At 69.7% G+C, this 22,346-nt stretch carries 23 protein-coding genes; 12 read left to right on the top strand and 11 right to left on the bottom strand.

Translation table 11 applies throughout. The features are described from left to right. Positions 1-204 precede the first annotated feature (204 nt). A complete protein-coding gene (locus QO011_RS07865; RefSeq protein WP_307269969.1) occupies positions 205-1,332 on the top strand; it encodes an ABC transporter permease in 1,128 nt (375 codons plus the stop codon). A 102-nt stretch (positions 1,333-1,434) separates the two neighbouring features. On the opposite strand, the gene QO011_RS07870 is transcribed toward QO011_RS07865, so the two are convergent. Beyond that, positions 1,435-2,469, bottom strand: a complete 1,035-nt coding sequence (locus tag QO011_RS07870; protein WP_307269971.1) for a sterol desaturase family protein — start codon at positions 2,467-2,469, stop codon at positions 1,435-1,437. Positions 2,470-2,721: 252 nt separating this feature from the next. Here QO011_RS07870 and QO011_RS07875 point away from each other — a divergent pair, with 252 nt between their 5' ends. Then, a complete protein-coding gene (locus tag QO011_RS07875) occupies positions 2,722-3,876 on the top strand; it encodes a hypothetical protein (RefSeq protein WP_307270932.1) in 1,155 nt (384 codons plus the stop codon). Positions 3,877-3,949: 73 nt separating this feature from the next. On the opposite strand, the gene QO011_RS07880 is transcribed toward QO011_RS07875, so the two are convergent. Beyond that, positions 3,950-4,987: an MBL fold metallo-hydrolase gene (locus tag QO011_RS07880; protein ID WP_307269972.1), complete on the bottom strand. Its 1,038-nt coding sequence runs from the start codon at positions 4,985-4,987 to the stop codon at positions 3,950-3,952. Positions 4,988-5,026: 39 nt separating this feature from the next. Next, a complete protein-coding gene (locus QO011_RS07885) occupies positions 5,027-5,686 on the bottom strand; it encodes a peroxiredoxin (protein ID WP_307269974.1) in 660 nt (219 codons plus the stop codon). Positions 5,687-5,856: 170 nt separating this feature from the next. Between QO011_RS07885 and QO011_RS07890 the strand changes: the two genes are divergently transcribed. Further along, positions 5,857-6,795 (top strand): hypothetical protein, encoded by a 939-nt coding sequence (locus QO011_RS07890; protein WP_307269977.1) that lies wholly within the window; start codon positions 5,857-5,859, stop codon positions 6,793-6,795. Here the strand turns inward: QO011_RS07890 and QO011_RS07895 are convergent. The 4 genes from QO011_RS07895 to QO011_RS07910 form a co-directional block, all read right to left on the bottom strand. Next, complete coding sequence (locus tag QO011_RS07895) at positions 6,729-7,223, bottom strand: PIN domain-containing protein (RefSeq protein WP_307269979.1); 495 nt, start codon at positions 7,221-7,223, stop codon at positions 6,729-6,731. The genes QO011_RS07890 and QO011_RS07895 overlap by 67 nt on opposite strands. Further along, complete coding sequence (locus QO011_RS07900) at positions 7,213-7,443, bottom strand: AbrB/MazE/SpoVT family DNA-binding domain-containing protein (RefSeq protein ID WP_307269983.1); 231 nt, start codon at positions 7,441-7,443, stop codon at positions 7,213-7,215. The genes QO011_RS07895 and QO011_RS07900 overlap by 11 nt, the downstream gene beginning before the upstream one ends. 158 nt (positions 7,444-7,601) lie before the next feature. Then, complete coding sequence (locus QO011_RS07905) at positions 7,602-8,036, bottom strand: GFA family protein (RefSeq protein WP_307269985.1); 435 nt, start codon at positions 8,034-8,036, stop codon at positions 7,602-7,604. A 41-nt stretch (positions 8,037-8,077) separates the two neighbouring features. Beyond that, positions 8,078-8,821, bottom strand: a complete 744-nt coding sequence (locus tag QO011_RS07910) for an SDR family oxidoreductase (RefSeq protein ID WP_307269989.1) — start codon at positions 8,819-8,821, stop codon at positions 8,078-8,080. A 134-nt stretch (positions 8,822-8,955) separates the two neighbouring features. Between QO011_RS07910 and QO011_RS07915 the strand changes: the two genes are divergently transcribed. After that, positions 8,956-9,858 carry a LysR family transcriptional regulator gene (locus QO011_RS07915; RefSeq protein WP_307269993.1) on the top strand — a complete coding sequence of 301 codons (903 nt, stop codon included), beginning with the start codon at positions 8,956-8,958 and terminating at the stop codon, positions 9,856-9,858. A 21-nt stretch (positions 9,859-9,879) separates the two neighbouring features. Here the strand turns inward: QO011_RS07915 and QO011_RS07920 are convergent, their stop codons facing one another. Both QO011_RS07920 and QO011_RS07925 read right to left on the bottom strand, forming a co-directional pair. After that, entirely contained in the window at positions 9,880-10,542 is a 663-nt protein-coding gene (locus QO011_RS07920) for an RraA family protein (protein WP_307269995.1), read from the bottom strand. Beyond that, on the bottom strand, positions 10,535-11,293 hold the full coding sequence (locus QO011_RS07925) for a FadR/GntR family transcriptional regulator (RefSeq protein ID WP_307269997.1): 759 nt from the start codon (positions 11,291-11,293) through the stop codon (positions 10,535-10,537). The genes QO011_RS07920 and QO011_RS07925 overlap by 8 nt, the downstream gene beginning before the upstream one ends. 260 nt (positions 11,294-11,553) lie before the next feature. On the opposite strand from QO011_RS07925, the gene QO011_RS07930 reads away from it, so the two are divergent. From QO011_RS07930 to QO011_RS07955, 6 genes are all read left to right on the top strand, one after another. Continuing rightward, on the top strand, positions 11,554-12,366 hold the full coding sequence (locus QO011_RS07930; RefSeq protein WP_307270001.1) for a transporter substrate-binding domain-containing protein: 813 nt from the start codon (positions 11,554-11,556) through the stop codon (positions 12,364-12,366). Between the two features lie 69 nt (positions 12,367-12,435). Further along, positions 12,436-13,158, top strand: a complete 723-nt coding sequence (locus QO011_RS07935; protein ID WP_307270004.1) for an amino acid ABC transporter permease — start codon at positions 12,436-12,438, stop codon at positions 13,156-13,158. Further along, positions 13,155-13,811 carry an amino acid ABC transporter permease gene (locus QO011_RS07940; RefSeq protein WP_307270006.1) on the top strand — a complete coding sequence of 219 codons (657 nt, stop codon included), beginning with the start codon at positions 13,155-13,157 and terminating at the stop codon, positions 13,809-13,811. The genes QO011_RS07935 and QO011_RS07940 overlap by 4 nt, the downstream gene beginning before the upstream one ends. Beyond that, positions 13,792-14,523, top strand: coding sequence for an amino acid ABC transporter ATP-binding protein (locus QO011_RS07945; protein WP_307270008.1), 732 nt, complete (start codon positions 13,792-13,794; stop codon positions 14,521-14,523). Before QO011_RS07940 ends, QO011_RS07945 begins: the two co-directional genes overlap by 20 nt. A 53-nt stretch (positions 14,524-14,576) precedes the next feature. Continuing rightward, positions 14,577-15,386, top strand: a complete 810-nt coding sequence (locus QO011_RS07950) for an HpcH/HpaI aldolase family protein (RefSeq protein WP_307270010.1) — start codon at positions 14,577-14,579, stop codon at positions 15,384-15,386. A gap of 24 nt (positions 15,387-15,410) precedes the next feature. Next, positions 15,411-16,229, top strand: coding sequence for an SDR family oxidoreductase (locus QO011_RS07955; protein ID WP_307270012.1), 819 nt, complete (start codon positions 15,411-15,413; stop codon positions 16,227-16,229). Between the two features lie 16 nt (positions 16,230-16,245). Here QO011_RS07955 and QO011_RS07960 read toward each other — a convergent pair whose 3' ends face one another. Continuing rightward, a complete protein-coding gene (locus QO011_RS07960; RefSeq protein ID WP_307270014.1) occupies positions 16,246-17,865 on the bottom strand; it encodes a GMC family oxidoreductase in 1,620 nt (539 codons plus the stop codon). A 168-nt stretch (positions 17,866-18,033) separates the two neighbouring features. Continuing rightward, positions 18,034-19,530, bottom strand: a complete 1,497-nt coding sequence (gene pdxR, locus QO011_RS07965) for a MocR-like pyridoxine biosynthesis transcription factor PdxR (protein ID WP_307270017.1) — start codon at positions 19,528-19,530, stop codon at positions 18,034-18,036. A 147-nt stretch (positions 19,531-19,677) separates the two neighbouring features. On the opposite strand from pdxR, the gene QO011_RS07970 reads away from it, so the two are divergent. Together QO011_RS07970 and QO011_RS07975 are read left to right on the top strand one after the other, a co-directional pair. Continuing rightward, the gene (locus tag QO011_RS07970) at positions 19,678-20,784 is read left to right on the top strand and encodes a mandelate racemase/muconate lactonizing enzyme family protein (RefSeq protein WP_307270019.1); all 1,107 of its coding nucleotides are present in this window, start codon (positions 19,678-19,680) and stop codon (positions 20,782-20,784) included. Beyond that, positions 20,781-22,286 (top strand): aldehyde dehydrogenase family protein, encoded by a 1,506-nt coding sequence (locus QO011_RS07975; protein ID WP_307270021.1) that lies wholly within the window; start codon positions 20,781-20,783, stop codon positions 22,284-22,286. The genes QO011_RS07970 and QO011_RS07975 overlap by 4 nt, the downstream gene beginning before the upstream one ends. Positions 22,287-22,346: the final 60 nt, after the last annotated feature.

Consider the following 22,346-nt stretch of genomic DNA (forward strand, 5'->3'; position numbering starts at 1 on the left):
ACCAGTGCTTGATCAGAATTGATCAGATTGCCGATGGCTTGGGAAGCCCCCCGCTCCCTATGGTCGCCGGCGGGCGAAGCACGCTGGCGCCCGTCCGTGTCGCCGTGCGGACCTATCCGGTCAGGGGCGAGGCCGGCCGGGTGCTGATCCGCGTGGCGTGAGGCCGGGATCGCTCCGGCGCGGAGCGCAGCAGGGGAGGACGCGATGACCGTGGAAGCCAAGGGCGCCGTGGCGCTCGGCGACGAGCGCCTGCGCCGGCTGTCGCGGATGCGCCGCGCGATGATCCGGCCGGAGCTCGGCGCGATCTGCGGCACCGCCGCCGTCTTCCTCTTCTTCCTCGCGGTGGCGCCGGGCTCCGGCATGTTCTCGCTGGAAGGGGTGATGAACTGGGGCACGGTGGCGGCGCAGTTCGCCATCATCGCCGTCGGGGCCTGCCTCCTGATGATCGCCGGGGAATTCGATCTCTCCGTCGGCTCGATGATCGGCTTTGCCGGCATCGTCATCGCGCTCCTGTCGACCACGTTCGGCTGTCCGGTCTGGCTGTCGATCCTGGCCGCCTTCGCCGCGGCCCTCGCCGTCGGTGCCCTCAACGGCTTCCTGGTGATCCGCACCGGCCTGCCGTCCTTCATCGTGACGCTGGCCTCGCTGTTCGTGCTGCGGGGCCTCACCATCTACATTCCGATCAGGACCAACGGGTCGACCATCATCGGCGGCGTCAGGACGGCGGCCGCGGACGACTGGCTGGCGCCCCTGTTCGGCGGCAAGGTTCTCGGCGGCCTGTTCGTCCGGCTGGCGGATATCGGCCTCGTCGACACCTTCAAGGCCGGCGCGAAGGCGGGCCGGCCGGTGGTGGACGGCATTCCCATGCTGATGGTGTGGGCCGTGGTGCTGGTCGTCGGCGCGCAGCTGCTCCTGACCCGCACCGGCTTCGGCAACTGGATCTTCGCCGCCGGGGGCGATGCCAATGCGGCCCGCAACGTCGGCGTGCCGGTCGGCCGGGTCAAGATCCTGATGTTCATGCTCTCGGCCTTCTGCGCCACGGTGTTCGCCGCCTGCCAGGTGCTCGAGTTCGGCTCGGCCGCCGCCGACCGCGGCCTGCTCAAGGAGTTCGAGGCGATCATCTCGGTGGTCATCGGCGGCACGCTCCTGACCGGCGGCTACGGCACCGTGGTCGGCGCGGCGCTCGGCGCGCTGATCTTCGGGGTGGTGCAGCAGGGCCTGTTCTTCGCCGGCGTCGAAAGCTCGCTGTTCCGGGTGTTCCTCGGCATCATCCTGCTGGTGGCCGTGGTGCTCAACACCTATATTCGCCGGCTCATCACCGGCGAGCGCTGAGGCCGCCGTGGGGGCGCCGGGGGCCCCGCGATCCCAGCCGGCCAGCGCCGGGAAGGCTGCGAAGGTCGCCTCGCGGCTCCCGGCTCCTGCCGGAATGTCGTCTCAATTGGCCTTGGATTCGCGCCGAGCCCGTTTCTCGGCCTGGCGGCGCGCACGTTCCATGAAGCGCCGGTTCATCGCCACCTCCGCCTCGGTCGAACCGTCGTGGAAGGTGCCGAACCATTTGTCGAGCGGCACCACGCCGTCGGCATAGTTGCACTCGAAAAATTTGTGGTGGAGGTAGTGGTCGTAGGAATGGGTGTCGATCGCCGTCTCCTCGCCGACCACCAGCTTGTCGAAGCCGGCATGGCCGGGCGCCGGCGCCAGGGCCGCGTGGGCGAGGCTGAACAGCGCGTGCACCGGGTGGGAGGGCACCACCCAGTGGATCAGCACGCAGGAAAAGTAGAGCAGGTGCTCCACCGGGTGCATGGCGAGCCCCGACCAGGGCCCGGGATTGACGTTGTTGTGATGCAGCTTGTGCACGGCGTGGTAGAGCGGCGGCCAGTGGATCAGCCGGTGCACGGCGTAGAAATGCACGTCGCGCCAGGCCGGCACCAGCAGCATCAGCGCCACGCCGTAGACCGGGTGCATAGCGAAGTCGACGAAGGGAATGAAGCCGTTGGCGAAGGCCCAGAGCGTCACGGCCTCATAGGCCGTCCAGAGCGGGACGGCGCTGGCGAAGGTCCAGATCATGTTGTCGACGGTCTGGTTGCCGAACAGGAAGGCGGAATTTCCGGTCGACGGCCATTTGCCGTTGAATTTGAACGCCGTGCCCTGCCTCTTCTGGATGTAGAGCCTGAGGTGGAAGGCGCCGAAGAACAGGAAGACGATCGCCGCGTTGCGCGCCAGGAGATAGGCGATCCAGCCCGGCGCGAAGCTCCTCATCTCGTCCATCGGCGGCGTCAGCCATAGCCAGAGGGCGGCACCGACGGCGGCGTAGAGGAGGTTCCAGGGCAGGATGTAGCCGGGATAGCCGAAGAGCCATTTGACGAAGGCCACCGGCTGCGCCGGCCAGACGAAGACCGGCGGATATTGGATCGGCTTGAACGGCTTCCAATCCCCGCGCTTGTCGCGTTTCCCGTAGAGCGTATCGTCCATCGTCCCCGCCCCGAAGGCCTGTTTGCGATGGGCGTCAGGCTAGCGGGAGGGCTGGCACGATCCCAGGGCTGCCTTGATGTGATTTGATCAGGCTCCGATAAGGCCGGCATCGAGCCTGCGAGGGTACCGCACCGAGCGCTGCTGCCAGGCTCCTGCGGCCATCAAACGGCTGTGCATGGCGCGCCCACGACCTTGACGGCCGAGGCCGGGGCAGGGCTCCTCCGCAGAGGGCTCATCTGAATGGTGATTGCTGTGAGCGAATACCAATACTACGAGTTCCAGACCGTCGACCGGCCGCTCGATTCCGCTGCGCAGGAGTCGCTGCGATCGCTCTCGTCGCGCGCGCGGATCTCGCCGACACGCTTCGTCAACCAGTACAACTGGGGCGACTTCCAGGGTGATCCGCGCGAGCTGATGCAGCGCTGGTTCGACCTGCATCTCTACCTCGCCAATTGGGGCACGCGGCGCCTGATGCTGCGGCTGCCGAGGCGGTTCCTCGACACGCGCGATCTCGATCCTTTCTTCGACGAGATCGACTGGGTGAAGGTGTGGACGCACGGCGATCACCTCCTCGTCGATATCCAGCTGGAGAGTGACGACAGAGGCTATATGGGGGAGGAGGGGGACGAGGACGACTCCGGCTGGCTCACCCGGCTGGCACCGCTGCGGGCTGATATGCTTTCCGGCGATCTCAGCCTGTTCTACGTCCTCTGGCTGACGATGGTGCAGGACGAAATGGTCGCGGATGACGTCGTCGAGCCGGCCGGCATGGGGCCGTTGACGGAGCCGCTCGAAGCCTTGGCGGAGTTCTTCGACATCGATCTCGACCTCGTCCGCGCGGCCGCCGCCGAGCCCGACGCACGGCATGAGGCCTCGTCCCGTGATGTGGCGCGCGACTGGCTCGCCGCCTTGCCCGAAGCCGACAAGACGGACCTGCTGCTGCGTCTGGTCGAGGGCGACGTCCATGTCACCGCCGAGTTGCGGAACCGGATGCGCAAGAGCAGGCCGCGGCCGTCGAGGCCCGCTCGCACGGTCGGAGCGCTGCGCTTGCGGGCGCAGGAAATCCGGGAGGAGCGAGAGCGGGCCGAAGCGGAGCGCCAGGAAGCGGAACGACGGCGGCTCGCGGCCGAGGCGGAGAAGGCGCAGCAGGTCCGGTTGGTCGCTCTCAAGCGGCGCGGCGAGGGTGTGTGGCGCGAGATCGAAACCGAGATCGAGCGCCGCAACGCCGCCGGCTACGACCGTGCGACCGGCCTGCTCGCCGATTTGCAGGTGCTCGCTGCACAGGAAGGAAGCCGGGGCGATTTCGACCGTCGTCTCGCCTCGATTCGATCGAGGCACGAGACGAAGCCAAAGCTCATCGAACGTCTGGAGAAGCTCGGTGGCGAAGGCCCGGCCCGCCTGCTGTGATCGGTTCGAGAGCCGCCGGACGCTGCCGCGGCTCCGCCAACCCGACGCCTGCCTTGCCCCGATCCGGCCGAGGCTAACGCGTGAGCGCCCCGCCCGCCCTGCTCCAGGCGTCGATGCCGCCCTCGATGTGGCGGGCCGAGGCGAGACCTGCGTCCTGCGCGGCCTCAACTGCCATCGCCGAGCGCTCGCCGAAGGCGCAGTAGAAGACGAGGCGCTTGCCGGTCGCGCGGGCGAGCTCGTGCAGGATGCCGCCCGGCGCGATGGTCTCGGGCAGGGTGGGGTAGGGCACGTGCAGCGCGCCGGGAATGACGCCGCGCCTGTCCTGCTCGGCACGCTCGCGCAGGTCGACCAGCGCCACGTCGGGGCTGCCCACCAGCGCCAGCGCCTCGCGGGCGGTGACGGCCCAGCCGCGCGCCGCGATCTCGTCCTGGTGCAGGCCGACTTTCATGTTGGCCGGCACGGCGACGTCCATCATCTTCGGATTGGCGAGCTTCAGGCTGGTCATGATCTCGATATAGTCCTCGACCGACTTTACCTGCAGGCGCGGGTTGAACGCCCGCTCCTCGCCGATGGTCGAGACCGTCTCGCCCTTATAGTCGTGGGCCGGATAAACCAGCGTTTGGTCGGGCAGCTTCAGGAGGCGGCCGAAGATCGACTCGTATTGCTGGCGCGGGTCACCGTTCTGGAAGTCGGTGCGGCCGGTGCCGCGGATCAGCAGCGTGTCGCCGGTGAAGACCCGGTCGGGGAGCACGAAGCTGTAGGAATCGTCGGTGTGGCCGGGCGTGTAGATCACGTCGAGGGCGAGGCCCTCGACGGTCAGCTTGTCGCCGTCGGCAAGGCGCATCGACACCACGTCGGCCTTGGTCTGCTCGCCCATCACGGTGATGCAGTGGGTCTGGTCGCGCAGCGCGCCGAGGCCGGTGATGTGGTCGGCGTGCAGGTGCGTGTCCACCGCCTTGACCAGCCTGAGGTCGAGCTCGCGCACGAGCTGGAGATAGCGGTCCACCTTCTCCAGCACGGGGTCGATGATCAGGGCCTCGCCACCCCTGCGGCTGGCGAGGAGATAGGAATAGGTGCCGGAGACGGAATCGAAGAGCTGACGGAAGATCATCTCATGCCTCCGCGGCAGTCTGCGCCCCGCCGGAGCCTGTCAATGCGGCTGCGGCACGATGCGGATGTAGGGCTTGGGCGCCTTCCAGCCCTCGGGATACTGCTTCCGGGCGTCGTCGTCCGAGACGGAGCCGGCGATGATCACGTCCTCGCCGTTCTTCCAGTTCACCGGCGTGGCCACCTTGTGCTTGGCGGTGAGCTGGAGCGAGTCGATGACGCGCAGCACCTCGTCGAAGTTGCGCCCGGTGGTCATGGGATAGACCAGGATCAGCTTGACCTTCTTGTCCGGCCCGACGACGAAGACGTTGCGCACGGTCTGGTTGTCGGCAGCGGTGCGCTGGGTCGGGTCGCCCGAGACCGGCGCCGGCAGCATGCCGTAGAGCTTGGAGACGGTGTAGTCGACGTCCGCGATCATCGGAAAGTTCGGGGCATGGCCCTGCGTCTCCTCGATATCCCGGACCCAGCCGGCATGGCGGTCGATCGGGTCGACCGAGAGCCCGATGATCTTGACGCCGCGCCTGTCGAATTCCGGCTTGATCCGGGCCATGTAGCCGAGCTCGGTGGTGCAGACCGGCGTGAAGTCCTTAGGATGCGAGAACAGCACGCCCCAGCTGTCGCCGAGCCATTCGTGGAAGCGGATCTTCCCCTCGGTGGTCTGCGCCTCGAAGTCGGGCGCGATTTCGTTCAGTTGCAGAGCCATGTTCACCTCGCGAAGACCGGCTGGAGCCCTTCGGCTCAGCCCGCGACAGTGGTGCGCCCGATCCCGATATTTGGAAAGAGTCCACGATAGGAAAGGGCGCGGGTTCCTTGTCTTTTCCTGGAAAATGAGATTGGAGTTTGAGCAGCACAACGCTCGGGCCCGGCTGCCGAATGGCGCGTGACATCGACAGGAAACTCCGTCTGACGGCGGCGGTGCTGGGCACGGCCACGTGCAAGGCGCTCGCCGCAGCGTTCCGGCGCGCCAACCCGTCCACCGCATTCGACGTCGATCGGGCGTATAAATGGCTGCAGGGACGCGCTCGCCCCCGCGACCCGCAGCTCTATGAGGATTGGGCGAAGGTGCTCGAGCTCGATCGCACCGGCGAGTGGCTCGCCGCGTCCGATGTCGAGACCTTCCTGGACGAGGTCGCCCTGCGGCACGGGCGCGACCGCACTTGGCTGCGCGACCAGGCGGAGGCCTCGGTCACCGCCGGCGGCGCGAGGCAGACCGAGCTCGCGCCGACCGGTACCTTCGCCTGCTATTCGCACGCCTGGTCGCCCTATTTCCAAGGGCGGCTCATTCGAGGCGGGCTGTCGATCGCCGCAATCCCCAAACCGCACCGTCTGGTCGCCAGCTATGCGGAGAGCCTGCCGACGGGGCGGCTGCAGCTCGATGGCGCCGTCGCGCCCAGCAAGCACGTCCTGCGCCTGGACCTGCGCGAGAGGCGAGGCGACGCCCAGCTCTTCTTCTGCCTCTTTCCGCCGACGCCGCCCTTCAGCGTCCTCGGCGGCCTGATCTGCGGAGGAACCATCATCGGGCCCAATGCGCTGCCCTCTGTCTCGCGCATCGTCATGGTGCGCCTGCCGGCGGCCGGCGTACGCCCCCTGCGCGAGATCGATGCCTATCTCCCGCTCCGCGGCTCTGTCGCGGCCGACCTGGCGGCGCTGGGCCTGCCGACGGCCGATCCTGCAGCGATCGACCGGCACCTAGGCGAGTTCCTGGCCGGCGGCGGCAATCGCTTCGACCAGGTATCCCTGGCCAGCTACGGGGCGCTGCTGGAGCTGTTCGACCGGGCTTGGCTGCTGCGCGGCGTGAACGCGGCGGCATAGAAGCCTGGGGCCGGCTCCGTCAGGGGGGGCTGCCGGAAGGGATCGATGATGCGCAGGCCTTCGGCGCGGACCATGCCGTCCTGCATGTCTTGCGACCACAGCGTGTCGCAGCGGGCATGGAGCGCCGCGGCGACGATCATGGCATCGCAGGTGGAGAGGCCCTGACGCTCGGCGAGGGCCAGTCCGGTCTCGTGCATCTCGACGGTGACGGTATGGACGGTGAGCAGGCTGCGCAGCGTCGACAGGAGCGTGTGGATGTCCGTCCACGACATCCGCATCTTGCGACGGGCGACGTTGGCGAGCTCGTTGAGGACCTGCACGCTGATCGCGCCGCCGCCGGCAATGACGCTCTCGGCCCGCTCGGCCTTGGCGGCATCGCTCGAGGCGAGATAGACGAGGACGTTGGTGTCGAAGAAGCTAGCGGCCATTCGCCTCGTCCCGGTCGAACTTGAAGTCGGCCGGGAGGCGGCCTCGGAAGGCACGCAGCCGCGCCAGCAGCTCGTTGCGGCCGGGCTTGCGGGCAATCTCGAACCGCCGAGCCTCGGCGACGCGGATCTCGATCTCGTCTCCCTCGCGAAGCTCGAGCGCCTCGACCACCGCGGCGGGAAGCCCGACCGCCAGGCTGTTGCTCCATTTTGCAACCTGCATTGCAACCTCCCATGGATATACTTCTCGATGAAGGTATATCCTCAGCTGGTCGCAGATAAGGCCGGCGGCGAGCGGCCGGCCCTCGAGCGGCTCGGCCGCATCCCGATGCCGCACGGCGTCCACCATGTCGACATGGCGCGCCGAGGCCACGACGGCGGTCAGCCCGGCGGGGCCTCGCCGGGCATGCGGTCGAAGGCGGTCACGCCGGGCGGGATGAGCGCCCAGTCCGGACGGCTGCAGGCGAAGATCGCCACGCTGGGGCGGAAGGGCGCGGGATCGTCGAGGGAGCCGGCATAGATGTTGTACGAGGACTCCTTGCCGCGCTCGCCGCCGAACACCAGGCCGCCGCAGACCGGGCAGAAGTTGCGCACGGCCTCGCCGCCGTTCCAGGCCGTGGAGGCGAAGGACCGGGACTCGCCGCTGAAGGTGATGGCGGCGGCGGGAAAGCCGATGACCGGGACGAAGCCCGAGCCCGAGGCCTTGCGGCAGTCGGCGCAATAGCAAAGGGCCATGCCCTGCGGCTCGCCCCGCGCCTCATAACGCAAGGCGCCGCAGAGGCAGCCGCCGGTGAAACGTGTCTTGCCGTCGCTCATGGCACGATCATCGCGCGCCGGCGCCGCGGAGGCAACGGCGCTCAAGCCTGCTGCGTCGGATAGATCGTCAGGATGTTGACGTTGACGCGCGGCGGTTGCGTCACGGCGTAGAGGATGGCGGCGGCGACGTCCTCGCCTTCGAGTTGCTCCATGGCGCCGAGCCGACGCGCCACGGCGTCGCGCACCGCGGGGCGCATCTGCGCCGTGAACTGCGTCCTGACCGCGCCGGGCTCGACGCAGGTGACGCGGATGCCGGCGGCGCCGACCTCGCGCCGCAGCGATTCCGCCATCGCGCTGACCGCGTGCTTGGTGCCGGAATAGACGGTCGACGGATGGATGTAGCGCCCTGTTCCGGAGGAGACCACGACGACATGGCCCGAGCCCTGCCGCTTCATCGCCGGCAGCGCGGCGGCGAGAGGGTAGAGGAAGCCGAGGATGTTGACGTCGACCATGGCGCGGCATTCGGCCGTCGTCGTGTCGGCGTAAGGGGCCGCCACACCGATGCCGGCCACGGCGAGCAGCATGTCGAGCCGGCCATGCGTGTCGAGCACGTGCCGCACCATGGCGGTCGCCTGCGCCTCGTCGGCCACGTCGGCGGCGATCGCCTCGGCGGTGCCGCCGCTGCGGCGGATGCGGTCGGCCAAGTCCGCGAGACGCGGCAGGCGCCGCGCCGCGAGAGCGACACGGGCTCCCTCGGCTGCCAGGGCCAGCGCCGCCGCCTCGCCGATGCCGGAGGATGCGCCCGTCACGAGCGCGATCTTTCCGGCGAGCCTGCCTTGCTTCATGTCCTTCTCCTTGCGGGGCGGTGCCATCGCTGCGTCCGCTCCGTCCCTTCGCGGCCGCGTGTCCAAACTGGCTCCCGGACGTTGCTTGGAGAATGCGCTAGGATAGAAAGACACTCTGTGGGTCATGAGACATAATGCGTGGCGGCGATTTTGCGGAATTGCGGGCTTTCGCCAGCGTGGCGGCACATGGCAGCTTCGTGCGCGCGGCGGAGGAGCTCGGCATCTCGGCTTCGACGCTGAGCCAGATCATCCGCGCCCTGGAGGCACGGCTGGGCGTCCGCCTGTTCAACCGCACCACCCGCAGCGTCGCCCTGACCGAGGCTGGCCGGCGCCTCGATGCGCGCTTCCGGCCGGCCATGGCGGAGATGGAGGCGGCCGTGCGCGAAGCCGCGGCCCTCGGCGACGCGCCTTCGGGGCTCCTGCGGGTGCACATGCCGAGCGTGGCGGCCGCGGCCTTCCTGGAGCCGGCTTTCGGCCGTTTCCATGCCGCCTGTCCAGGCGTCGTGCTCGACGTGACGGTCGACGATGCCGCGACCGACATCGTCGCCGCCGGCTATGATGTCGGCGTGCGGCTCGGCGAGTTCCTGGAGGCCGACATGGTCGCGGTGAAGCTCGGTGGCGAGCAGCGCCAGATCGTCGTGGCCTCGCCCGACTATGTCAGGCGTCAGGGTCGGCCGGTCACGCCGGCCGACCTCCTTCGTCATCGCTGCATCAACTGGCGCCGGCCCGGCAGCGCCGGGCTCTACAAATGGGAGTTCTTCGGCGAGGGCCGCTGGTTCTCCGTCGCGGTCGACGGGCCGCTCGTCGTCTCGCAGCGCTCCCTGGCGATCGCCGCCGCGGTGCAGGGCGTCGGCCTCGCCTTCTGGGCCGAGGACCTGGTGCGCCCGCTGATCGCGGCGGGCAAGCTTATGCCCCTCCTGGAGGACTGGTGCGCGCCGTTCCCGGGCTGGTATCTCTGCTACCCCCGCCAGCGCGGCATGCTGGCGAGCCTGCGGGCCTTCGTCGACTTCCTCAAGCAGGAGAGGAGCGGGCGATGAGGCGGCCCGCCCGTCCCCGCTTCAGGCCACCGGCCAGACCGCCTGCAGCGTCTCGCCGGCGAGGATGCGCGCCCGCGCCGCCGCCTCGTTGCGGCCGAGGGCATCGGCGGCGTCGGCGACGTCGCGCACCCGTTCCTTCGGAATGGCCACCACGCCGTCGATGTCGCCGAAGATCACGTCGCCGGGGCGCACGGTGACGCGGCCGATGGTGACGGGCACCTGGGCGCGGCGCGGCTCCTTCTTGCCGGTCACGCCGACCGGGCTGGCGGCGGTGCCGAACAGGGGATAGCCGAGCGTCCGCACCTGGGCGAGGTCGCGCACCGTGCCGTGGACGACGGTGGCGGCCGCGCCGCGCACCTTGGCGCCCGTGCTCATCAGCTCGCCCGAGCAGGAGCCGCCGGCGCAGGAGGCGTCGCACACCAGGATGCCGCCCTCCGGCGTGTTGTCGATGGCGTGGTGATAGACGTCCTGCGGCTCGCCCTTGCGGTCGGAGGGCTCGAACAGCACGGTCACGGCCGGGCCGCAGACCACGGCGCCGGGCGCCAGCGCGCCGAGGAGGCGGATGCCCTCCAGATGGCCCCACAGGCCGAGATGCTCCATGCTGTCGTGCACGTCGCCGGAATACCATTGGCGCAGCCGCGCGATCGCGTCCCAGTCCGTGTCGGAATAGTCGAAGTCAGGCATCGTCCTCGTCTTTACGGTTGGCGTTCTCGATGGCGACGCGCAGATAGGCGGCGCTGTTGTCGATCTGGGCGCGCATCAGCGCCTTGGCTCCGGCCTCGTCCCGGGTGCGGATGCGCTCGTAGATGTCGGCATGCTCGGCATAGGCGGCGTCGAGCGACTTGCTCGGCACGCGGCTGCTGACGCGGATGACGTCGCCGATCAGGCCGGAGAGGTTGTCGTAGTAGACCGACAGGATCTTGTTGCCGGCCGAGTGCACCAGCGCCAGGTGGAAGGCCGCGTCGGCCTCGATGAAGCCGGCGAAGTCGCCGGCGTCGCGGGCCTGCCGCATGCCCTCCAGGGCCGCCGTGACCGCGGCGTCGACCGGCTGGTCGCGCGCGGTGAGGATGCCGAGCACCTCGGTCTCGATCATGCGGCGGACCACCATGAGCTGCAGGAGATAGTCGGGATCGCCGGCGAGAAGCTGGCGCACGGTGACCGCCAGCGTGCCGAGGTACTCGCCGACATCGTCGCGCACCACGGTGGTGCGCTCGCCGTGGCGGCGGCGGACCAGGCCCTTGGTCTCCAGGATCTGCATCGCCTCGCGCACCGAGCGGGTGGAGACGCCGAAGTCGCGGGCGATCTCGCCCTCGGACGGCAGGCGCTCGCCGATCGGCAGGTCGCCGGAGAGGATCCTGGCCTCGAAGGCGCTCGCGACGGAGGAGTGCAGCTTGTCGCGGCTGCGCTGCGGCCTAGCCGGCATGCTGTCTGTCATGCTCCTCCCGAACCCTGTTCCCTCGCCCGCGGGCGCTGTCGATCGGTCCATTCCCGAAGTCCGGCCCTGCGACGAAGCGCGCCTTGCCGGGTCGCTGGACATGGTTGACAATAACTCATGACATAAGTCATATGTCAAGAGCAGGCGGGACGGCGCGCCGGACGAAGCCGCCGTCCCACCCTGCGAGCCGGATGCGGCGGGATCGCCGCTCCCACAGAGCGACGGCCACGAAGGCCGGCGCGACAAACAGGAGGAGAGCCATGATTGGAGGGTATTTGCGCCGGGCCGCGGCCGTGCTGGGCGTGGCGTTCATGCTGGCGGCGCCGGCGGGTGCGGCGAAGGCGCAGACCACCGCCGACCTCGTGAAGAAGGGGCGGGTGACCATCGGCGTGCTCACCGGCATCCCGCCCTATGACACGGTGGACGCCTCCGGCAACACCGACGGCTTCCTGGTCGACCTCGCCCGCGACGCGGCCAAGGCGCTCGGCGTCGAGCTCGACGTGGTGCCCGTCAACAATGCCTCGCGCGCCGCGGCGCTGGAATCCGGCCGGGTCGATTTCCTCATCGCCCACATGACCGCGACGCCCGAGCGCGCCAAGACCTTCCTGATGACCAACCCCTACGGCGCCTACGACATGCGCTTCGTCGCCGCCACGAGCATGCCGCTGAAGACCCTCGACGACCTCAAGGGCAAGCGCGTCTCCGTGCCCAAGGGTAGCACCCAGGACGCCGCGGTCAGCGGCTACGGCATCGAGGGCCTGGAGGTCGTGCGCTTCGACGACGACGCCCTCGCCATGCAGGCGCTGATCTCCGGCCAGGTCGATGCGACCGCCGCGGTCGCCACCGTCGCCAACGACGTCATCGCCAAGCGGGGCCTGACCAATCTGGAGGTGAAGTCCGACCTGCCGATCTTCACGCTCTACTGGTCGATGGCGACGCGCAAGGACGCCACCGAGCTGCACCAGTGGCTGAACAATTTCATCTACTACGAAGAGGTCACGGGGCGGCTGAACGCGCTGCACAAGAAGTGGGTCGGCGTGCCCATGCCCGGCGGCAAGCTGCCGACCTTCTGATCGCCCGCAGGACCGACCGGCGCGCCGCGCCCGCGGCGCGGCCGCCGGCGAGAGCATGCGAGGACCCCGATGGCCTATGAGATGAACTTCGCGCCGGTGCTCGCCCGGGCCCCGGAGCTCGCCGCCGGCACGCTCGCCACGGTCGTGCTCTCGGCGCAGTCGATCGCCTTCGGCCTGACGATCGGGCTGGCGGTCGCCCTGGTGCGGGTCAACGGCCCGCGCTGGAGCGGCCGCGCGGCGGCGGTCTATATCGAGGCCTTCCGCAACACGCCGCTGCTGGTGCAGCTGTTCCTGCTGTTCTTCGGCCTGCCCTATATCGGCTTTCGCCTCTCGGCCGATCACGCCGCGCTGCTGGCGATCGGCCTCAACCTCGGCGCCTATTCCGCCGAGATCTTCCGGGCCGGCCTCCTCGCCATCCCGCCGACGCAGGTCGAGGCCGGGCTCGCCCTCGGCCTGTCGCGGCTGCAGGTGATGCGGCACGTGATCGTGGTTCCCGCCCTGCGCGTCATCTATCCCGCCTTGACCGGGCAGCTGACGCTGACCCTGCTCGGCACCTCGATCGCCTCGGCGATCTCGGCCCGGGAGCTGACGCTGGCCGGGGCCACGATCGAATCCCAGTCCTTCCGCAGCCTGGAGACCTTCCTGGTCGTGGCCGCGATCTACATCGCGGTCACCTTCGCCTTCCGGCTGGTCTACTGGCTGATCGGCCTCTGGCTGTTCCGCCGCCGCGACCCCGCCACCGGGCTCGCCGGCGCGGTGCTGGGCCCGATGCAGAAGGGGGCGCGGATATGATCCAGAGCTTCGGCTGGCCCAGCGTCGTCTTCCTGCTGCACGGCCTGATGTGGACCGTGGGCCTCTCCATCCTCACCTTCATCGGCGGCGGCGTGCTCGGGCTCGCCTTTGCCCTGGCGCGCACGCTCGGGCCGCGCTGGCTGCAGGTACTGGTCGCCGCCTATATCCAGCTCGTCCAGGCCACGCCGCTGCTGATCGTGGTGTTCCTGGCCTTCTACGGCCTCAGCTTCCTCGGCCTCTACTTCCCGCCCCTGGCCGCGGCGGCGATCTCGCTGACGCTCTATGCCACCGCCTATCTCGCCGACATCTGGCGCGGCTGCATCGAGGCCATCCCCCGCACCCAGTGGGAAGCGGCGGACGCGCTCGCGCTCACCGCGGTGCAGAAGCTGCGCTACGTCGTGCTGCCCCAGGCCTTGCGCATCGCCCGCGGGCCGACGGTCGGCTTCATGGTGCAGATCGTCAAGAACACCTCGGTCACCGCGCTGGTCGGCTTCGTCGAGCTCACCCGCGCCGGCCAGCTGCTCAACAACATGACGTTCCAGCCGTTCCACGTGTTCCTCACCGTGGCGGTCCTCTATTTCGCCGTCTGCTACCCGCTGTCGTGGTGGAGCGAGAAGCTGAAGGGAGGCAGACGTGCTCGCGCTGCGCATTGAGAACCTTCGCAAGTCCTACGGCGCCGTGCCGGTGCTGAGGGGCGTCGACCTCGCGGTGGCGAGCGGCGACGTGGTGGCGGTGATCGGCCGCTCCGGATCGGGCAAGAGCACCATGCTGCGCTGCATCAACGGGCTCGAGCCGTTCCAGGACGGCGCCATCGAGGTCGCCGGCCACAAGGTCGACCGCTCCAGCGCCAACCTGCGCGCCCTGCGGCGCGAGGTCGGCATGGTGTTCCAGAGCTACAACCTGTTCCCGCATCTCAACGTCGCCGAGAACATCACCCTGGCGCCGCGGGTGGTGAAGGGGATCGGGCGCGAGGACTGCATCGCGCTGGTCCGCGAGGTCCTCGGCCGCGTCGGCCTCGCCGACAAGGCCGGCGCCTATCCGGAAGAGCTCTCCGGCGGCCAGCAGCAGCGCGTCGCCATCGCCCGCTCGCTGGCGATGAAGCCCAAGGTCATGCTGTTCGACGAGGTGACCTCGGCGCTCGATCCGGAGCTGACCGGCGAGGTGCTCAAGACCATCGCCGAGCTGGCCGAGGCCGGCATGACCATGGTGCTCGTCACCCACGAGATGGGCTTTGCCCGGCGTGTCGCCACCCGCACGGTGTTCATGCACGAGGGCCGGGTCTGGGAGGAGGGGAGCTCGGAGGAGATCTTCTCGAACCCGCGCACGCCCGAGCTCCAGGGCTTCATCGCCCCGAACCTGAAATAGCCGCCCTTTCACGAGCGCGGCCTGCGGGCTGCGCGCATTGCAGGAGACGTCCCTTGGCACCGCCCGAAAACCGCAGCCTCGCCGCCAAGATGCAGCGCGGGGAACCCACCTTCGGCGCCACCTTCTACACCGGCTCGACCGTCGCCATCGAGGCGGCCGGCAATTGGGGGCTCGACTTCGCCTTCATCGACGCCGAGCACACGCCGGTCAACGTCGACAGCCACCTGGAGAAGCTGGTGATGGCGTCCCTGCTCGCCGGCATCGCGCCGCTGGTGCGGGTGCGCGGCACCAACGAGTGGGATATCCGCAAGTCGCTGGAATTCGGCGCCACCGGCGTGATCGTGCCGCAGGTCGGCACGGCCGACCAGGCCCGGGCCATCGTCCGTGCCGCCAAGTTCCCGCCCGTCGGCCGGCGCGGCGGCGACGCTTCCTGCCGCGCCGCGGGCTTCGCCGGGCCGGGCTTCCAATGGTCGCGGTACATGGAGCACGAGAACGCCACGCGCCTCGTCATCCCCATGGCCGAAAGCTACGAGTTCTTCGACAATATCGACGCGATCCTGGAGGTCGAAGGCATCGATGTCATCAATTTCGGGCCGGCCGACTATTCGATCTCGCGCCGGATCTCGATCGATTATTCCATGGCGCATCCCGAGGTCGAGGAACGCCTGGCCGAGCTGGTCGAGAAGTGCCATGCGCGCGGCATCAAGGTGATGGCCCCGTGCATCCCGCCGGTGGCCGAGAACGTCACGGCGCTGAGGAAGCGCGGCGTCGACATGATCATCATGGGCAATGACGTGATGTTCCTGAACGAAGGCTGCCGGCGCGCCCGCGAGGCGATCGACACCGCGGCGAAGACCGCCTGAACCCGCCACACCGGAGCAAGAGACATGACCGATCCCTTCAGCGTGGACGGCCGCCTGGCCGTGGTGACCGGCGGCCTCGGCCAGCTCGGCACGCAGTTCACCCGCTCCCTGGCGCAGGCCGGGGCCCGGGTGGCGATCTTCAGCCGCCGGCCTATCGGCGCCGACAAGCTCGCCGAGAAGTTCCCCGGCCTGGGCGACCGCATCCGGGTCTACGAGGCCAGCGTCCGCGACAAGGCGGCGCTGGAGCACGCGACGGAGGCGCTCGTCGCCGACTGGGGCGTGCCGCACGTCCTCGTCAACAATGCCGGCATCGATTCCAAGCCCGACGGCTCGGCCGAGCAGAACGCCCCCTTCGAAGCCTATCCGCAGAAATACTGGGACGAGATCATCGACACCAACCTCACCGGCGTGATGCTGACCAGCCAGGTGGTGGGCAGCCGGATGGCGGCGGAGCGGCGCGGCTCGATCATCAATGTCGGCTCGATCTACGGCATGGTCTCGCCGAACCAGGCGCTCTATGCCTATCGCGAGAAGCGCGACGGCGTGCCCTTCATCAAGGCCGTCTCCTATGCGGCGTCGAAGTCCGGCCTCATCAACCTGACGCGCTATCTCGCCACCTACTGGGCGCCGAAGAAGGTGCGCGTCAACCTGATCTCCTTCGGCGGCGTCAAGACCGCCACCTTCGACAAGGAGTTCATCGAGGCCTTCCTGGAGCGCGTGCCGATGGGGCGGCAGGCCGAGATCGACGAGTATAACGGCGTCGTCCGCTTCCTGGCTTCCGACGCCTCGTCCTACATGACCGGCTCGAACGTGGTGGTCGACGGCGGCTTCACCGCCTGGTGACCGCCCGGCGCCGGCCTCAGGCCGTTTCCTCCAGCACCAGCGCGGCGCCCTTCTCGCCGACCATGATCGAGGGCGCGTTGGTGTTGCCGGAGGTGATGGTCGGGAAGATCGAGGCGTCGATCACCCGCAGGCCGGCGAGGCCGTGCACGCGCAGGCGCGGGTCGACCACGGCCCGGTCGGGATCCGGCCCCATGGCGCAGGTGCCGCAGGGGTGGAACACCGAATAGCTGCGCGCCCGGATGTCGGCGAGGAGGTCGGCATCGTCGTCGACGGCCGGCCCCGGCTTCTCCTCCGTCTCGATCAGGGCACGGAACGAGGGGGCGGCGGCAAGCCGGCGCAGCAGCCGGGCGCCTTCGACGAGCTCGGCGGTGTCGTGCTCGGTGGAGAGGTAGTTGGCCCGGATCGTCGGCGGCTGCCGCGGATCGGCGGAGCGGATCGCGACCCGGCCACGGCTGGTCGGCCGGCAGGGGGAGACGCTGGTGGTGAAGCCGGCGAAGCGGTCGGGCTTGGTCAGCGCCCGCACGCCGGGCGCGGCGCGCTCATAGCTCAGCGGCGAGAAGTAGAGCTGGATGTTGGGCTCGGCCAGGTCGGGCCTGGTGCGGACGAATCCGCCGCCCTGGTTGACGCTGAGCGACAGCGGACCGGTGCTCCGCAGCATGTATTCCACCCCGGCGCGCAGCCGCGGCAGCAGCGGGCCGAGCACCTGGTTGAGGCTCGGGCGGCGCGAGCGGTAGACATGATCGTAGCACAGGTGGTCCTGCAGCTCGGCGCCGACCTGGCGCCGGTCGACCACCGGCGCGATGCCGAGCGAGGTGAGGAGATCCGCCGGTCCGACGCCGGAGAGCTGCAGCAATTGCGGCGTGTTGATCGCGCCGCCGCTCAGGATGATCTCGCGACCGGCCCGCGCCTCGAGCGTCCGGCCGTTGCGCTCATAGACGATCCCGACGGCGCGGCGGCCTTCGAACAGCAGCTTCGTCGCCAGCGCCTGCGTCTCGACGTTCAGGTTGGGCCGGCGCTGGGCCGGCCACAGATAGGCCCGTGCCGCCGAGGCCCGGTAGCCCTTGACGGTGGTGTTGAGCTGATAATAGCCGATGCCCTCGATGCTCCCGCCGTTGAGGTCGGCGCTGCGGGGCAGGCCCGCCTCGGCGGCCGCCTCGATGAAGGCGGCGGTCAGGGGGTGGGCGGTCGCGGCGATGGTGCTGACATGCAGCGGCCCGCCGGCACCGTGCCAGGCGTCGGCGCCGAGGGCGTGATCCTCCAGCCGGCGGTAGGCCGCCAGCACGTCGGGCCAGCCCCAGCCGGCGTTGCCGAGCGCCCGCCAGGCCTCGAAATCGCCGGCCTGGCCGCGCGAATAGACCATGGCGTTGATCGAGCTCGACCCACCGAGGACCTTGCCGCGCGGCTGGTAGATGGTCCGCCCGTCGAGGCCGGGCTCGGCCTCGGTCCGGTACATCCAGTTCACGTCGGGATCGTAGAAGCTCATGCCGTAGCCGATCGGCGTCTGGATCCAGAAGCGCCGGTCGGACGGGCCGGCCTCCAGCAGCAGCACCTTGTGGCGGCCCGTCTCGGTCAGGCGCGCGGCGACCACGCAGCCGGCCGAGCCGGCGCCGACGATGATGAAATCATAGGTGTCCATCGCTTGCCGCCTCAGTGCACGCGATCGAAGATCGCGATCGGCGGCGGGTCCAGGCCCGCCGGTATCGGAATCGTGTCGAAGGTCTTGAAGGACATCAGGAAGAACCCCCCGGGGGAGCCGATACGCTAGGTTCGGATTGGCCTGCCGGTCAGGTCCATTCTGGAGAAATCAACAGGCCAATTTGCCGGCTTCGACCGTCTTCAGCACCTCGGCCAGAAGCCGCGCCCCGGTCTCGATCTGCGTCGGCGTGATGCCGCCGAAGCCGAGGACCAGCCCTTCGCGCGCGATCGGCTCGATGCAGAAGCGGCTGATCTCGGCGACGGTGAGGTTGCGCTCGGCCGCGGCGCCGGCGACGGCGGCGCCACGCAGGCCCGGCTTCAGCCAGGCGATGGTATGGAGCCCCGTGGCGATCGGCACGATACTCATCCACGGCGAGAGGTGCCTGGCGCCGGCGTCGAGCAGGGCCTGGCAGCGCTCCGCATAGATCCGGCGCATGCGCCGGACATGGGCGGCGAAGTGGCCCTCGGCGATGAAGTCGCAGACATGGTCCTGGAGCGAGGTGGGCACGCCCGGCGAGAAGGCGGCCAGGCTGGTCTCGAAGGTGCGCACCAGCGCCGGCGGCGCCAGGATGAAGCCGAGGCGCAGCGCCGGGAACAGGGTCTTGCTGAAGGTGCCGACATAGATGACGCGGCCGGCGGCGTCGATGCCCTTGAGCGTCGGCAGGGGCCGGCCGTGGAAGAAGAGCTCGCCGTCCCAGTCGTCCTCGATCACCCAGCCGCCGGCGGCGCCGGCCGCCTGAAGCAGGGCGAAGCGACGCTCCAGGCTCAGCTTGGCGCCGAGTGGCTGCTGGTGCGACGGCGTGACGAAGGCGAGCTTGAAGCCGGGGCAGCGCGCCAGGCCCTCGGCGACGACCAGCCCGTCATCGTCGACCGGCACCGGCACGATTTCGGCGCCGTGCACCAGGAAGCTGTTGCGGGCCCCGATCGTGCCGGGGTTCTCGAACCAGATGCTGTCGCCCGGATCGACCAGGGCCGCGGCGATGAGCTGGAAGGCCTGCTGGGCCCCGGCGACGATGAAGATCTGCTCGGGCGAGCAGGCCACCCCGCGATTGGCCCGCAGGTGCCCGGCGATGGCGGCGCGCAGCGGCGGGTGGCCGAACGGGTCGGGATAGCCGAGCACGTCCTGGCGCGAGCTGCGCCAGTGCCGGGCGACGATGCGCGACCATTGCGCGACCGGGAAGGCGTCGAAGGCCGGCATCGCCGTGGTGAAGGCGCGCGGCACGTGCGGCAGGCGGTGTGCGAAATGATCCGAGGCCGCCGCCATAAGCTGGGACAGCGGCGCCCGCTCGACCGCGTCCGCCCGCTCGACCTCCGGCACGGCGGGGCGGTCGGCATGGACGGCGTCGCTGACATAGGTGCCGGCGCCGACGCGCGATTCGATCAGCCCTTCGGCCGCCAACTGCTCGAAGCTCTCCGTCACCGTGGTGCGGGCCACGGCGAGCTCGCGGGCCAGGATGCGCGAGGCCGGCAGCCGGTCGCCGGCGGCGAGCCCGCCGCCGAGGATCAGCTCGCGCAGGGCCGAGGTGAGCTGCAGGCCGATCGTCCGGGATGAGGCGTGGTCGATGACGATCGACTGCAGCAGGGCTCCGCCCGCACGTTTCACCATGATCGATGTTTCCCGAACGCCTGGCCGGCAATGGCCTGCCAGATGGTTCAGAATGGACCTTAGAGCCAGACCAATTCGAGGGGAAGATCGAGGTTCCCGTGCCGGCCTTCGCCGAGCGAAGAGCGGCGGTCGATCGAGGCGGACGAGATGAAGATCAAGCGGCTGGAGACGTTCCACGATGACCACGTCGGATTCGTCCGCCTGACCACCGACGACGGCCATGTCGGCTGGGGCCAGGTCTCGCCCTACAACGCAGACATCACCTGCCAGGTCTTCCACCGCCAGGTCGCCCGCTGGGCCGCGGGCTGGGATGCGACCGACATCGCCGGGCTGGTCGAGCTCATTCCCGAGCGCGAGCACAAGTTCCCCGGCTCCTATCTCTTCCGGGCGCTGACCGGCCTCGACACGGCGATGTGGGACCTGCGCGGCAAGCTTGCCGGCAGAAGCGTCTGCGCCCTGCTCGGCGGCACGCCGAGGCCCTTTCCGGTCTATGCCTCGAGCATGAAGCGCGGCGAGATCACGCCGGAGGCCGAGGCCGAGCGCCTGAAGCGCCTGCAGGGCGAGTTCGGCTACACCGCCTTCAAGTTCCGCGTCGGCAAGGAATGCGGCCACGACCAGGACGAATGGCCGGGCCGCACCGAGGCCATCGTGCCGATGGTGCGCAAGGCGCTCGGCGACGAGGCCCGCCTGCTCGTCGATGCCAACAGCGCCTATTCGCCGGCCAAGGCGATCGAGGTCGGCCGTATGCTGGAGGACCACGACGTCTGCCATTTCGAGGAGCCGTGCCCCTATTGGGAGCACGACTGGACGCGCGAGGTGCGGCAGGCCCTGTCGCTCGACGTGACCGGCGGCGAGCAGGACTGCGACCTCACGCTGTGGAAGCACATGATCCGCCTGGGCGCGGTCGACGTGGTCCAGCCGGACATCTGCTATATCGGCGGGGTCGAGCGCATGCTGAAGGTGGTGGCCCTGGCCAGGGAGGCCGGCATGCCGGTCACGCCCCATTCGGCCAACCAGAGCCTGGTGACGGTCTACACCCTCCACGTCATGGGGGCGATCGACAATGCCGGACCCTATGTCGAATATTCGATCGAAGGCGCCGACTATTATCCCTGGGAGCAGGGGCTGCTCGCCAACCCGCTCGAAGTGCGCGACGGCAAGGTGGCGATCCCGGACGCGCCGGGCTGGGGTGTCGAGGTGAGTCCGGACTGGATTTCGCGGGCGCGGCGCCAGGTGACGGAGATGCCGGCATGAGCCGCACGCTCGACGCCCTCGTCGGCGAAGCCTTGGCGACCGGCACCATTGCCGGCCTGCCCGACGGCCACTTCATCGACGGACGGCTCGTGCCCTCGCAGTCCGGCGCGGGCATGGAGAGCTGGGACCCCGGACGGGGGGCCGTGTTCGCCGCCTTCGCGGCGGGCGAGGCGGCCGATGTCGACGCTGCGGTGGACGCGGCGCGGCGGGCGCTGAAGGGGCGGTGGCGCGACCTCAGGCCGGCCGAGCGCGGGCGCATCCTGCAGCGCGCCGCGGCGCTGATCCGCGAGAACGCCGCGCGCCTCGCCGTCGCCGAGAGCCTGGATTCCGGCAAGCGGCTGAGCGAGGCCTTGGGCGATGTCGCCGGCGCGGCCCGCTGCTTCGACTATTACGCCGGCGCCTGCGACAAGCTGCAGGGCGACACCATGCCGCTCGGGCGCGACCATCTCGGCATGACGGTGCACGAGCCGGTCGGCGTCGCGGCGCAGATCATCCCCTGGAACTATCCGATCTCCACCGCCGCGCGCGGCCTGGCGCCGGCCCTCGCCGCCGGCTGCGCCGTGGTGGCCAAGCCCGCCGAGCAGACGCCGTTCACCGCGCTGATGCTGGCGGCGCTCCTCGACGAGGCCGGGCTGCCGGACGGGGTGTGCAACGTCGTGACCGGCACCGGACGCGCCGCCGGCGCGCCGCTCGTCGCCCATCCCGGCGTCGACCACGTCACCTTCACCGGCTCGGTCGCCACCGGCATCGGCGTGATGCAGGCGGCGGCGCCGAACGTGACGCAGGTCGTGCTCGAGCTCGGCGGCAAGTCGCCGGTGCTGGTGTTCGGCGACTGCGACGTCGAGAGCGCCCTGTCGGGCGTGATGGAGGCGATCTACGAGAATGCCGGCCAGATCTGCTCGGCCGGCTCGCGCCTGGTCATCGAGCGCGGCCTGCGCGACGCCTTCCTCGCCCGGCTGGTCGAGCGGGTGGAGCGCCTGACCCTCGGCCACGGCCTGACCAACCCCGGCATGGGCCCGGTCAGTTCGGCGGCCCATCTCGCCAGGATCGACGGCATGGTCTCCGCCGCCGTCGGACGGGGCGCGCGGCTCCATGCCGGCGGCTTCGTGGTGGAGCGGCCGGACCTCGGCAGAGGCTGGTTCTACGCGCCGACCATCGTCGAGCCGGCCGCCGGCAGCGACGCCATCGTCCAGGACGAGGTGTTCGGCCCGGTGCTGGCGGTCCAGACCTTCGACACCGAGGAGGAGGCCCTCGCCCTCGCCAACGGCACCCCCTACGGCCTCGTCGCCGGTGTCTATACCGGCGATTTCGGCCGTGCTCACCGCCTGGCGCGCGACATCGATGCCGGGCAGATCTACATCAACGAATATTTCGCCGGCGGGATCGAGATGCCGTTCGGCGGCAACCGCCTGTCCGGCTTCGGCCGCGAGAAGGGGCTGGAGGGCCTGCGTTCCTACAGCCGGGTGAAGAGCATCGCCGCCCGCATCGCGCGGCCGGCCTGACGCTACGCCCCGTCAGGCGCCGGCGGCCCGGCTCGAACGGTCCCGTGCCTCGGCACCATT

The sequence above is a fragment of the Labrys wisconsinensis genome (assembly GCF_030814995.1).
GTDB classification, from domain to species: Bacteria; Pseudomonadota; Alphaproteobacteria; order Rhizobiales; family Labraceae; genus Labrys; species Labrys wisconsinensis.

Coding starts and splice junctions, on each gene's coding strand:
- QO011_RS07865 (WP_307269969.1), top strand. CDS start 205: ATGACCGTGGAAGCCAAGGGCGCCGTGGCGCTCGGCGACGAGCGCCTG.
- QO011_RS07870 (WP_307269971.1), bottom strand. CDS start 2,469: ATGGACGATACGCTCTACGGGAAACGCGACAAGCGCGGGGATTGGAAG.
- QO011_RS07880 (WP_307269972.1), bottom strand. CDS start 4,987: ATGATCTTCCGTCAGCTCTTCGATTCCGTCTCCGGCACCTATTCCTAT.
- QO011_RS07885 (WP_307269974.1), bottom strand. CDS start 5,686: ATGGCTCTGCAACTGAACGAAATCGCGCCCGACTTCGAGGCGCAGACC.
- QO011_RS07890 (WP_307269977.1), top strand. CDS start 5,857: ATGGCGCGTGACATCGACAGGAAACTCCGTCTGACGGCGGCGGTGCTG.
- QO011_RS07895 (WP_307269979.1), bottom strand. CDS start 7,223: ATGGCCGCTAGCTTCTTCGACACCAACGTCCTCGTCTATCTCGCCTCG.
- QO011_RS07900 (WP_307269983.1), bottom strand. CDS start 7,443: ATGCAGGTTGCAAAATGGAGCAACAGCCTGGCGGTCGGGCTTCCCGCC.
- QO011_RS07905 (WP_307269985.1), bottom strand. CDS start 8,036: ATGAGCGACGGCAAGACACGTTTCACCGGCGGCTGCCTCTGCGGCGCC.
- QO011_RS07910 (WP_307269989.1), bottom strand. CDS start 8,821: ATGAAGCAAGGCAGGCTCGCCGGAAAGATCGCGCTCGTGACGGGCGCA.
- QO011_RS07915 (WP_307269993.1), top strand. CDS start 8,956: ATGCGTGGCGGCGATTTTGCGGAATTGCGGGCTTTCGCCAGCGTGGCG.
- QO011_RS07920 (WP_307269995.1), bottom strand. CDS start 10,542: ATGCCTGACTTCGACTATTCCGACACGGACTGGGACGCGATCGCGCGG.
- QO011_RS07925 (WP_307269997.1), bottom strand. CDS start 11,293: ATGACAGACAGCATGCCGGCTAGGCCGCAGCGCAGCCGCGACAAGCTG.
- QO011_RS07930 (WP_307270001.1), top strand. CDS start 11,554: ATGATTGGAGGGTATTTGCGCCGGGCCGCGGCCGTGCTGGGCGTGGCG.
- QO011_RS07935 (WP_307270004.1), top strand. CDS start 12,436: ATGGCCTATGAGATGAACTTCGCGCCGGTGCTCGCCCGGGCCCCGGAG.
- QO011_RS07940 (WP_307270006.1), top strand. CDS start 13,155: ATGATCCAGAGCTTCGGCTGGCCCAGCGTCGTCTTCCTGCTGCACGGC.
- QO011_RS07955 (WP_307270012.1), top strand. CDS start 15,411: ATGACCGATCCCTTCAGCGTGGACGGCCGCCTGGCCGTGGTGACCGGC.
- QO011_RS07960 (WP_307270014.1), bottom strand. CDS start 17,865: ATGGACACCTATGATTTCATCATCGTCGGCGCCGGCTCGGCCGGCTGC.
- pdxR (WP_307270017.1), bottom strand. CDS start 19,530: ATGGTGAAACGTGCGGGCGGAGCCCTGCTGCAGTCGATCGTCATCGAC.
- QO011_RS07970 (WP_307270019.1), top strand. CDS start 19,678: ATGAAGATCAAGCGGCTGGAGACGTTCCACGATGACCACGTCGGATTC.
- QO011_RS07975 (WP_307270021.1), top strand. CDS start 20,781: ATGAGCCGCACGCTCGACGCCCTCGTCGGCGAAGCCTTGGCGACCGGC.